The organism is Pseudomonas sp. LPH60, from assembly GCF_030718165.1.
Lineage (GTDB): Bacteria > Pseudomonadota > Gammaproteobacteria > Pseudomonadales > Pseudomonadaceae > Aquipseudomonas > Aquipseudomonas danubii.
Window position 1 is genome coordinate 360,185 of record NZ_JAVAJH010000006.1, and the last position, 13,031, is coordinate 373,215.

The window sequence follows — 13,031 nt, forward strand, 5'->3', positions numbered from 1 at the left end:
TTCATTCACTTACAGCACACGCGTCACAGGGAAGTTGAAGCATGCAAACAGCCGCACATCAGACCAGCGCCGGCGCCTTTGGTGAACTCGATGCACTGGCGCGCCGCCTGCTGGCGAGCCAGCTCCAGGCGCTGGGACTTGGCCATGCCGAGGACTTGCAACACCTGGCCACTCGCCACGGCCCTGTCACGCCGGCTTACCTGCAGCGGTGGCTGGCCGAGAGCCTCAAGTATGTGACCGGTGTCGAAACCGCCGACGCCGGGGCCCTGTGGCAACAGTGGGATGAAGCTTTGTCCGGATGGCGCCAGGACCCGGACCTGGCGCCCAGGGCGTTGTTGCTCGACGCCTGCCTCAAGGGTTTGCCGGGGGTGCTGCGCGGCGAGCAGAGCGCCCCCGGGCTGCTGTTTCCCGATGGCTCGATGTCCCTGGTGGAAGGGGTCTACAAGCACAACCGGGTTGCCGACTATTTCAATCAGGTGCTGATCGAGGCGGTGCTGGCCTATATCGAAAGCCGCCCGGCGGACGCCGAACCGCTGCGCATCCTGGAAATCGGCGCCGGCACCGGCGGCACCAGTGCCGGCCTGCTGGCGGCGCTGGCACCCTGGCGTTCGCAGATGGGCGAATACTGCTACACCGATCTGTCACGGGCGTTTCTGCAACACGGCAGCGACCAGTTCGCTGCCCAGCATCCGCTCCTGCACACCCGTCTGTTCGATGTCTCGCGCCCTTGCGCCGAACAGGGAATCGATACCGATCACTACCACCTGGTGGTGGCGACCAATGTGCTGCACGCCACCCCCGACATCCGCCAGACCTTGCGCAATGCCAAGGCCCTGCTTTGCAAGGGCGGTTTGCTGATGCTCAACGAAATCAGCGAGGCGTCGTTGTTCACCCACCTGAGCTTCGGCCTGCTCGAAGGCTGGTGGCTGTATCGCGATGGCCCTCTGCGGCTGCCCGGTTGCCCTGGATTGTCGCCGGCGGGGTGGCAGGCGGTGCTGGAGCAAGAGGGATTCAGCCCGGTGCTGTTCCCGGCCCGGCAGGCCCATGCCCAGGGCCAGCAAATCATCCTCGCCGAGAGCGACGGCATCGTCCGTCAGCCGGTCGTCGGCCAGCAGCGGCCGGTGCCGGCGACGACTGACGCCCGCGCGCCCCGGGAAACCTTCAGCCCAGGCCCGGATCAGAGCAGCGCGGACGCTTGGCGGCGTCGGGTCGCCGATTTCCTGCGCCATCTGGTCAGCGCCACGCTGAAGATCCCGGCCGACAAGATGAGCCTGTCGCGGCCACTGGAAGACTATGGCCTGGACTCGATTCTGGTGGTGCGGCTGACCCATGCCTTCAGTGAGCACTTTGCCGCCGTGGACAGCGCACTGTTTTTTGAAGTCCCGACCCTGGCGGCGCTGACCGAGCACTTTATCCAGCAGCGTGGCGAAGAACTTCAGCGGCTGTTGGGCCAGCCCGAGGCCGAACAGCCCGCGCCGCAGGCACCCGCCAGCACACCGCACAGCAGCGCCAAGGCCCGGGAGCAGGGCGCGGGCGGCTCTATCGCGATTATCGGTCTCGACGGCCGCTATCCAGGGGCGCAATCGATGAGCGACTTGTGGCGCAATCTGGCGGGCGGTCATTGCGCCATTGGCGAAATCCCCGAAGAACGCTGGGACTGGCAGCGCTATTTCTCGGCCGAGAAGGGGCAGCCCGGGCACCTTTACACGCGCTGGGGCGGCTTCATCGAGGGCATCGATCAGTTTGATGCGGCGTTTTTCCGCATTTCGCGCACCGAAGCCGAACGGATGGACCCCCAGGAGCGGTTGTTCCTGCAAGTCGCCTACCACAGCATCGAAGACGCAGGCTACAACCCGGCAACCTTGCATCAACAGGGCGAGGTCGGGGTATTTGTCGGCGTCATGAACGGCAGCTACAACCCCATCAGCAATTACTGGTCGATTGCCAACCGGGTGTCTTATCAGCTGGATCTGCAGGGCCCGAGCCTGGCGCTCGACAGTGCCTGCTCGTCATCGCTGACCGCCATCCACCTGGCTGTCGAGAGCCTGATCAGTGGCAGCTGCGATCTGGCCATCGCCGGGGGCATCAACCTGATCGTCAACCCGCAGCACTACCTCGGCCTGTGCGAAATGATGATGCTGTCGCGCGGCGAACACTGCCGGGCCTTTGCCGATGATGCCGACGGCTTTGTCGACGCCGAAGGTGTGGGTGCGGTGCTGCTCAAGCCGCTGGAGCGGGCCCTGGCCGATGGCGACCGGATCTATGCGGTGATTCGTGGCGGGGCGATCAACGCCGGTGGCAAGACCAACGGCTACACCGTCCCCAGCGCCGGGGCTCAACAGCGTGTGCTGGAAAAAGCCCTGGCGCGGGCGGAGGTCAATGCCCGGCAGATCAGCTACATCGAGGCCCATGGCACCGGCACCGCGCTGGGCGATCCGATTGAGATCAGCGGCCTGAGCCGGGTCTTTGCCAGCAGCGATGGCGCTTCCTGCGCCATTGGCTCGATCAAAAGCAATATCGGTCACTGCGAAAGTGCCGCCGGCATCGCTGGCCTGAGCAAGGTGCTGCTGCAATTGCAGCACCGCCAGTTGGTGCCGTCGCTGCATGCGGCACAGCCCAACCCGAAGATCGATTTCGCCCACAGCCCGTTTCGCCTGCAACAGCAACTGGCGCCCTGGAGCACCCAGGGCGAGCCCCGTATTGCGGCGATTTCCTCGTTCGGCGCCGGTGGTGCCAATGCGTCGCTGATCGTTGAAGAACACCTCGCCAGCCCCGACTCGCGCCCGGCCATGCCCGGCCCCTGGCTGATCCTGCTGTCGGCCCGCGACCAGCAGCGCCTGAGGCAAGCGGTGACGCGCTTGCAGGACTTTCTCGCCACACAAGACGCACAACAGGTGGCCCTGGCCGATCTGGCGTGGACCCTGCAAGTCGGCCGCGAAGCCATGGCCGAGCGCTTGGCGCTGCAGGTCGATTCGCTCGCCGAGCTGCAGCGTCGGCTGGCGCAATGGCTGGCAGGCGAAACCCAAGAGCAGGTGTTGCAGGGGCACAGCGACCCCTATGACGAGACGCTGGAGGAGCCGGGCACGCAGCTGATCGAGCAATGGTTGCAGCACCAGCAACTGCGCGAACTGGCCGCGGCGTGGGTCGCAGGCGCAGTCGTCGATTGGCCCAGGCTCTACCGACACGACGCCTACCGGCGCCCGCTGCGGATCAGCCTGCCGGGTTATCCCTTTGCCCGAAACAGCTACTGGATGCCCGGGCTGGCACATCCGCCCGCCCATGAGGTCCGCAGTGCAGAACCCTCGGACCAAGATCTGAACGGCTGCTGCTACCTGCCTCGCTGGCAGGCGCAAAGTGCCGACGAACAGGCTCAGGCGCCAGGCACCGGCGCGGTGCTGCTGGTCACGCTGGGTGAGTCTGCCGCTGCCAGCGAGGGGCTGTTGGCGGCGCTGACCGAGCACTATCAGGACCGCCGCCAGGTGCTGCGGATCGATTGCACCCTGGGCACTACGGCGCAACTGGCGGCGGACCACTGGCGCTGCAGTGCTGCTGATCCGGCTGGCTGGGCAACGATTCTGGCGGCACTGGGCCCGGTGGCGCAGTTGCTGGTGATCAGCGGGCAAAGCGCCGACGAACTGTCGCCGGCGGCGCTCGCCGACAGCCTGCAACACCACGAGTTGCCGCTGCTGCGGCTGTTCAAGGCGTTGCCGAGCCAAATGCCAGCGGGTCACGGCATCGACTGTTTCCTGTTGTCGTTTGGCCGCTACGCCTTTGCCGGGGCACCACAACGGGGCAATCCGCTGGGCGCGGGCATGGCCGGCCTGGGGTATGCGCTGGCCCAGAGCGAGCACCGGGTGCACCTGCGCAACCTGGACCTCAACCGCGACGAGCTGGAAACCCCGGACAGCCGTCAACGCCTGCTGGCACAGATCCTCGCCGAGCCGGCGTCCCAGCGCGGCGAACCGATCAAGCTCAGCCGGGGCGAGCGCTTTGTCCAGCAGTTGATTCCGTTGGCGCTGCCGGCGAACCGCGGCAGTGCCTCGGCGCTGCAACACAACGGGGTCTATCTGATTCTCGGCGGCAGCGGTGTGATCGGTCAGGTGATCAGCCGTCAGTTGATCGAGCACTATCAGGCCCGGGTGATCTGGCTCGGGCGCAAGGCCGCCGACAGTCCGCAACTGCAGCAGAGCCTGGGGCACGAGCAGTGGCGCGGTCGGGTCGATTACCTGCAGGTCGATGGCACCGACCTGGTGCAATTGCAGCAGGCCGTGGCCCTGGTCAATCAGCGCTATGGACGCATCAATGGTGCGGTGTTTTGCGCCATGGTCTTCGACTTCGAGAACAGCATCCAACACAGCAGCGAGGCGCAGTTTCAGCACATTCTCGAGATCAAGAGCCGTGGCAGCCTGAATTTCTATCAGGCGCTGGCCGGGCAGGCGCTGGATTTTCTCTGCTATTTCTCCTCCGGGCAGGGCTTTGCCTTTTCCGGCGCGGCCAAGCTCTCGGCCTATGCCTGTGGCATCACCTTTGCCGACGCCTTTGCCGAGGCCATTGGCCCGCGCGCGCGCTTTCCTGTGGGGGTGATCAACTGGGGGTTCTGGCGCGCCTCGCTGCAGGCGCAGGCGGTCAGCGAGCACCTGGATGCCCTGGATGATGACCAGGGGTTTACCTGTTTCAGCCGTTTTGTCGCGCATTTGGCCGGCAGCTCGCTGCGCCGCTTGCTGTGCATCAAGGCCTCGCCGGCCGTGCGTCAGTTGATGGCCGTGCCCGAGGGCCTGCAAGGGCGCCTGGAGCCCGGAGCGCTGGCCAGTGCCAGGTTGCCGGGGGGCGAACTGCAGCCTGCCGAGCATGAGCGCTTGCAGCAGCTGTTTGACCCGCAAATGCTCGATCAATCGATTGCCGTGCTGCTGTTGGTCCAGTTGCAGACCCTGGGGATCTTCACCAGCCCCGAGGTGCAGAGCGCCGAGCTCTGGCGCCAGCAGGCGGGTATCGGCGAGCGCTACCGCCGCTGGTGGCAGGAATGCCTGGCGATTCTGCTGGAGCACGGCTACCTGCGCCAGCAAGGCCAAGGCCTTGGGGTGGCCACGCCGATTGCCCGCTCACGGCATGCGGCGATCCTCGCGGCCTGGAAAACCCAGTGCGAGCACTACCTGGCAGACCCCGAGCGCCGGGCTCAAGTGACCCTGGTCGACGCGTGCCTGATGCACCTGCCGCAGATCCTGACGGGGCAGATCCAGGCCACGGACCTGCTGTTTCCGGACGGCTCGATGGACCAGGTCGAGGGCATCTACAAGCACAACAGCCTGTCGGACTTTTTCAACGCGCAACTGGCCTCGCGGGTCAGCGCACAGGTGCAACGGCTGGTCGCAGCCGAACCCGGGCGGCCGCTGCGCATCCTGGAAATCGGCGCGGGCACCGGTGGCACCACAGCGCCCTTGCTGGCCGCGCTGGAACCTTGGGCCGAGCACCTGGGTGAATACTGTTACAGCGATCTTTCCCACGCCTTCCTGCAGCACGGGCACGCCAGCTTCGCCGCCGGCCGGCCTTACTTCACCACGCAAATCCTCGACATCAGCCAGCCCCCCGGCAACCGCCAGGGGTATGACATTGTCGTGGCCACCAATGTGCTGCACGCCACCGCCAACATGCGCCACACCCTGGCCCATGTCCGTTCGTTGTTGCGCAGCGGCGGCCTGCTGGCGTTGAACGAACTGAACCGCAAGACCTGCGCCGCCACCGTGACCTTCGGCCTGCTCGATGGCTGGTGGCTGTACGAGGACCCCGGGGTGCGCATCCCCGGCTCGCCCCTGATCGCCGAGCAGACCTGGCTTGAGTTGCTGTGGAGCAGCGGCTTTGAACAGGTCGATCTGCATCTGCCGGAACCACTCGCCCTGGGCCAACAGATCATCACCGCCCATGGCGACGCCCTGACCCTGCACAGCGTTGCGCCACCGCTGCCGAGTACCGCCGCAGAAGACAAGGAGTCTGGATTGAACGAGCATCCTGTAAGCGCGACAGCCACTGCAGCACCTGTTGCCGACAGATTGCAGCAGGTGATCATCCAGGCCCTGGCCCGGACCCTCAAGGCCGATGAGCAGAGCATCGGCCTGCGTACGCCGTTTTCCGACTACGGCGTCGACTCGATTCTCGGGGTCGGCTTCATCAAGCAGCTGGGCCAGCAGCTGCAGATCAAGCTCAACAGCGCGCTGCTGTTCGAGCACGCCACCGTGAGCAAGCTCCAGCATTACCTGCAACAGGCCCACGGCCCGCAGATCGCGCAGGCGCTGGCGGCAATCCCGAACAGCGAGGCGAGCAGCGAACAGGCAGGGGAGGCGCCAGCCGTCCCGCCAGCCGTACCGAGCAACCCGGTACTGGCCGCAGCACTGGCGGGCAATCAAGCCGCGAGCCAGCCCGGGCGCAGCGGACTCGGTGCGATTGCCGTGATCGGCATGGCCGGGCAGTTTCCCGGCGCCGCTGACGTCGACGCCCTGTGGGACAACCTGCTGGCCGGACAGCACAGCGTCCAGGCGCTGGGGCCGGACTACCTGCAACCCGAGGCCTACAGCGCCGACCGGCAGCCGGGCAAGAGCTATTGCAATCGCGCCGGCATCCTCAAGGACCGCGACTGCTTCGATCCGCTGTTCTTCAACCTCACGCCCCACGAAGCCGAATCCATGACGCCCCATCAGCGCCTGGTGCTGCAGGAAAGCTGGAAGGCGCTGGAAGATGCCGGGTACAACCCGATGACACTGACGGGGCAGGCGGTCAGCCTGTACGTCGGTGCCGAGCCCGGTGGCTATCACCATGACTCCTTTACCGGCAGCTCCGAGGCCATCATCGCCTCGCGACTGTCCTACTTCCTCGACCTCAAGGGCCCGGCCATGGTGGTCAACACCGGTTGCTCGTCCTCGGCGGTGGCGATCCACCAGGCCTGTGAAAGCCTGCGCCACGGTGAAAGCCGCATGGCCCTGGCGGGCGGGGTCTATGCATTGCTGGACCAACGGGGGCTGATCAGCCTGTCGGCCATCGACATGCTCAGCCCCAGCGGCCAGTGCCACGCCTTCGATGCCGCCGCCGACGGCACGGTGATTTCCGAGGGGGTCGCCATGGTCGTGCTCAAGCGCCTGGAAGACGCCGAAGCCGAGGGCGACCCGATCTACGCGGTCATCGAGGCCTCGGGAGTCAACCAGGACGGGGTCAGCAACGGCATCACCGCGCCCAACGGCGATGCACAAGAGCAACTGCTGCGCGACACCTGGCGCAGGTTTGGTGTCGACCCCGGGCACATCAGCTATGTCGAAGCCCATGGCACCGGCACCCGCCTGGGGGACCCGGTCGAGGCCAATGCGTTGATCCGGGCGTTCCGCGGTTTCACCGACGCCCAGGGCTACTGCGTGCTGGGCAGCGCCAAGGCCAACCTCGGCCATGCCGCCGCCGCAGCCGGTGTGATCGGCCTGATCAAGGTGCTGCTGTCGATCCGCCACCGCACCTTGCCGGCCATGCCGGGGTTTGAGCGGATCAACCCGCTGATCGAGCTCGAACACTCACCGTTCTACATCAACCGCCAAGCACAGGCCTGGCAAGCCAGTGGCGGCCAGCGACGGGTCGCGGCGCTCAATTCCTTTGGCCATAGCGGCACCAACGCACACCTGGTGATTGCCGAATACCCGGAGCTGCCGCCCCCTGTGCCCAGTACCGCAGCAGACGTTGTCAGCCGGGTCATAGTGCTGTCGGCCAAAACCGTCGAAAGCCTGGGCGACAACGTCCGCGCCCTGGCGCGCTGGCTGGACAGGAGCGAAGCGCCACTGAGCCATATTGCCTTTACCTTGCAGACCGCCAGGGAACCGATGGCGGTGAGGGCCGCGTTGGTCGTCAGCGACCTGGACCAGTTGCGCACGCAACTGACCCGGCTGGCCAACGGCGACACCCCGGCGATGGCCAGCGACGACAGCGGGCGATTGGCTCGGGACTGGCTTGCCGGCGGCTCTATTGACTGGGCGGCCCTGTGGCCGGCCGGTTCGGCCCGGCGTATTCATCTGCCGGGGTACCAGTTTGCCAAGGAGCGCTACTGGGCCGAGCAGACGCCGACTCCCCTGGTCCAGCCCGCCGTGGCGCAGCGGCTGGAGTCGCCTGCCACCGGGCTGTTTCTGGCGCGTCCGGTGTGGCAGGAGCCGCTCAGTAGCGGCGCTGATGCAAGTGCTGAGCGGGGCCAGTCTTTGCTGCTGTGGGTCGGCTTCAACGACGCCCAAGTGGCACAGTTGCAAGCCCTGAGCGCCGCCGCAGGCATCAGCGGCGAGGTGCTGGCGTGCGCCAACAGCGGCCCGGCAGCCTGTTATCAGGCGCTGGCGATTGCGCTGCTGCGGCGTTTGCAGGCCCTCAAGGGCCGGGTTCACCTGGAGCTGATGATCGCCGAACAAACACCGGAGGACCGTCTGTACGCCGGCCTCGAAGGCCTGCTCAAAAGCGCCTGCCTGGAACAACCGGCCCTCAGTGCCAGGTGCCTGCTGGTCAACACCGAGGACGAGCAGCCGTTGGCGGCCGCGCAACTGGCCCTGTTGCCTGGGCTACTGGGTGCCCGCCGTCTGCGCGCCCGCTCGGTGTTGCAGCGCCTCGACCTGCAAGGCCAGCACCAGGAACTGCAGTGGCAAGAGCTGGCGGACGATGTCGCCGCCGGTCGCACAAGCGATCGCCCCCTATGGAAAGACCGCGGGGTGTACCTGATTACCGGCGGCGCGGGTGGCCTGGGGCTGATCTTTGCCCGGACGATTGCCGAGCAATGCCGGGATGTCACCCTGATTCTGGTTGGCCGCTCGCACCTTGATTCACGCCAGCAGGCGCAGTTGCAGGCCATTCGCGACCTGGGCGCCGCGGTGGTTTACCAGCCACTGGACCTGACCGACGGCCAAGGGCTGGAGCGGCTGATCGCACAGATCTGCACGGCCCACGGAGGCCTCGACGGCGTGCTCCATGCCGCCGGGATCAACCGCGATCGGCTGCTGGCCCAGAAAACCCCGCAGGACGTGGTGGAGGTGTTTGCCGCCAAAGTGCTAGGCACCGATCTGCTGGACCGCGCCTGCCGCCGGTTGTACCTGGACTTTTTCGTGCTGTTTTCATCCTGTTCGGCGGTGCTTGGCAGCGTCGGGCAGGCCGATTACGCCGCGGCCAACGCGTTCATCGATCAGTTTGCCGAGCTGCGCAACCTGCGCGTCGAGCAGGGCCTGCGCTTCGGCCACACGCTGTCGCTCAACTTTCCCCTCTGGCGCGATGGCGGCATGCAGATCAGCGGCGCCGACCAGGCGCACATCCGCCAACAGACCGGCATGGCGCCGATGCAGTCGGTGCATGGCATCCAGGCGTTGCAACTGGGGCTAAGCGCCGGCCTGGCGCGGCTGTTGGTGATCGAAGGGGATCTGGCGCAGATTCGTGGTCAGTTTGGCGCTGCTGAGCCGGTCGAAGCACCACCGGCGCCTGGCTTGCCCGGGGTGACGGTTGACCCTGCGCAGTTGTCGGCGGCGGTTCTGGAACGCCTCAAGGCGGTGTTCTGCGCCGTCACCAAGCTGCCGCCGGCCCGGGTCGAATGCGACGCCCCGCTGGAGCATTACGGCATCGACTCGATCATGATCATTCGCCTCAACCGAGCGCTGGAGGAGCGGTTCTCGGCGATGACGCAGTTGCGTCCGGCCGAGCGCCTGTTGTCGAAAACGCTGTTTTTCGAGTACCCCAGCCTCGACGCCCTGAGCGCCTACCTGGTGGCCGAACATCAGCGTGCCTGCCTGATATGGAGCGGCCTGGCCGAGGAGGCGCCAATCGCGGCGCCGGCCGTTGGCCAGGCCAGCCCAGTGCCTGCGTCGATGGCCATGGCCGGCGCCGAACCCATCGCCATCATCGGCATCAGCGGGCGTTATCCCCAGGCCGCCAACCTCGACGAATACTGGCGCAACCTCAAGGCGGGGCGCGACAGCATCACCGAGATCGCGCCGCAGCGCTGGCCGCTTGAAGGCTTCTACGTGGACTCGGTCGCCGAGGCCCTGAAGCAGGCTCGCAGCTACAGCAAGTGGGGCGGTCTTATCGACGGTTTTGCCGATTTCGATCCGCTGTTCTTCAATATCTCGCCCCGTGAGGCGGTCAACATGGACCCCCAGGAGCGGCTGTTCCTGCAGTCCTGCTGGCAGTCCCTGGAAGATGCCGGGATCACCAAGGCGGATCTGGCGACGAAGTATCAGGGCAATGTCGGGGTCTTTGCCGGGATCACCAAGACCGGTTACGGCCTTTACGGGCCGGCGCTGCGCGAGCAGGGGCAACTGGTCTTTCCGCGCACCTCGTTCGGCTCCACCGCCAATCGGGTTTCCTACGTTCTGGACCTCAACGGACCGAGCGAGCCGGTGGACACCATGTGTTCGTCGTCGTTGACCGCGCTGCACCGGGCCTGTGAAAGCCTGCGCCGCGGCGAGTGCCGCATGGCCTTTGCCGGCGGCGTCAATCTGTACCTGCACCCCTCCAATTACGTTGAGTTGAGCGCCGGGCAGATGCTTTCCAAGGATGGTCGCTGCCGCAGCTTCGGTGAAGGCGGCAATGGCTTCGTGCCGGGCGAGGGCGTCGGTTCCTTATTGCTCAAGCCCTTGTCCCAGGCCCTGGCGGACCGCGACAACATCCACGGGGTGATCCGCGCCGTGGCGGTCAATCATGGCGGTAAAACCAACGGTTACACCGTGCCCAACCCCCAGGCCCAGGCCAAGGTGATCCGCCTGGCCATCGATCAGGCCGGGCTCGACGCCAGCCAGATCAGCTACATCGAAGCCCATGGCACCGGCACCGAGCTGGGCGACCCGATTGAAGTCAGCGGCCTGACCCAGGCCTTTGCCCTTGACCATGTAGCCCTGGGCCACTGCGCGCTGGGTTCGGTCAAGGCCAACATTGGCCATCTGGAGGCTGCTGCCGGGATCGCCGGGGTCAGCAAGGTGATTCTGCAGCTCAAGCATCGGCAACTGGTGCCAAGCCTGCACGCGGCCACCCTCAACCCCAACCTGCGGCTGGACGCCACGCCGTTTTACCTGCAGCAGACCCTGGACGATTGGCATCCGGCCAACGCCGGACCGCGGATCGCCGGGGTCTCATCCTTTGGTGCTGGCGGCGCCAACGCCCATGTGCTGCTTCAGGAACACGACGAATACCGGCCGATACCGCACGCCAGTGACGCCGAAGTGATCCTGCTTTCCGCCCGCGACGCGGACCGCCTGCGGGACTACGCCCAGGCCCTGCTGGCCTATATAGAGGCACGTCCGGGGCTGTCGGGTGCCGACCTGGCAAACCTGGCGTACACCCTGCAGCAGGGTCGGGAAATGATGGCGGCGCGGCTTGGACTGATCGTTGATAGTGTCGCCACGCTGGCGACCCGGCTGCGCCGCTTTATCGACCACGACACCACGGCGGATGCCGATTTTCATCGCGGCGACCTGCAGGGCAAGCGCCCGGCGGCCCAGGCCGATGCCGAAGCGGCCACGCAGGTCAGGCAGTGGGTCGAGAGCGGCCAGTTGCACCAGTTGCTGCAGTCGTGGGTCAAGGGCGCGGTCATCGACTGGTCGCTGCTGCAGGCCCGGCGCAGCGGAGCGCTGCCGTACCGGATCAGCGCGCCGGTCTACCCCTTTGCCCGGGAAAGGTACTGGTTGCCGGCTGTGCAGCCTGGGGCCAGCGCGGTCACGCATACGCCAGCGGCCCCGGCGCCGGCTGCCGCAGCCAGTGATGGCCTGAGCTACCTGGCGCGCTGGCAGGCCGTGGAGCAGGGCGCTGAAGCGTCGAGCGTCGAGCCCGCGCCTGTGCAACAGCGCTGCGTGCTGATTGTCGCCGAGGCTGCGCTGCGGCCGGTGGCGGAGGCGATCACCGCGAACTACCTGCTCAGCGCCGGTTTTGCCACCGGCGCCGGCCGGGTGATACGCCTGGAACCGGGCAGGCACACGGCCTGTCTGGCAGCGGATCACTGGGCGCTGGATGCCACTGATCCGCAAGCGCTGGAGCAATGCCTGGGTGCGGTGCCGGCCATCGATTGCCTGTATTTCTTCGCTGGCCACGCCGCGGCCGCCGACTGGCAAGCGCAGCTCGACAGCCCGCAGAACCACGAAATCCTGCTGCTGCGCTTGATCAAATGGCTCAAGCAGCACAGCCCTTGCCAGGCCATCGACAGTTACATCATCAGCCAGGACAACTTCGACATCAGTGGCGAGGCGGTGAGTGCCATGGGGGGCGGCCTGACGGGCATGGCCTATGCGATTGCCCAGGGCGAACACCGGTTCCGGGTGCGCAACCTGGATGTCGCCAGCCGCGAGCTGGCCGACAGCCGACGCCGCCCGCGCTTGTTGCACCAGTTGCAGAGTGAGGCCGGGTTGGCTCGGGGAGAGGTGTTGGCCCTGCGGGACGGCAAGGCCTATCGCCAGCGCCTTTTCAGGTTGAGCTGGCAAGCGCAACCCTCGGCAGTCGACGGCGGTTTTGTCACCCCGGCGCTCAAGCAGGGGGGCGTCTATGTGATTCTCGGCGGCAGCGGCACGGTGGGCAGCATTATCAGTCGTTATCTGCTGGCCGATTATCAGGCCCGGGTCATCTGGCTCGGCCGCAGCAGCGCCGACGACCCCAAGGTGCAGCAGCGGCTCGCCAGCTGTGTGCAACGGGCTCAGGGCAGCGTGCAGCCGTCGCAGTTGCACTACCTGCAAGCCGACGCCAACGATCCGGCCTCGCTGCAACGGGCCGTGGCCTGGATCAAACAGCACCATGGGGCGATCAACGGGGCGATTTTCTCCGCCGTGGTGTTCAACCATGAAGACCCGATCACCCGCATCCCCGAGGCGCAGTTCGACGCCATCCTGCAGGTGAAAAGCCGGGGCGGCATCGAGTTCTACCGGGCCCTGGCCGATGAACCGCTGGATTTCATGTGCTACTTCTCCTCCGGGCAGAGCTTTGCCTTCTCGGGTGCGGCGCGGCTGGGCGCCTATGCCGCGGGCATCACCTTCGGCGACACCCTGGTGCGCAGCCTGCGACAACAG

General features: G+C 66.4%; 1 protein-coding gene (cut by a window edge). It reads left to right on the forward strand.

What is annotated here, in order from left to right:
* The first annotated feature begins 41 nt into the window (after window positions 1-41).
* Window positions 42-13,031, forward strand: partial view of an SDR family NAD(P)-dependent oxidoreductase gene (locus Q8O96_RS22865; RefSeq protein WP_305949451.1) — the 5' portion only. It continues 1,950 nt past the right edge of the window; only the first 12,990 of its 14,940 coding nucleotides appear in the window; it begins with the start codon at window positions 42-44; its stop codon lies off the right edge, out of view.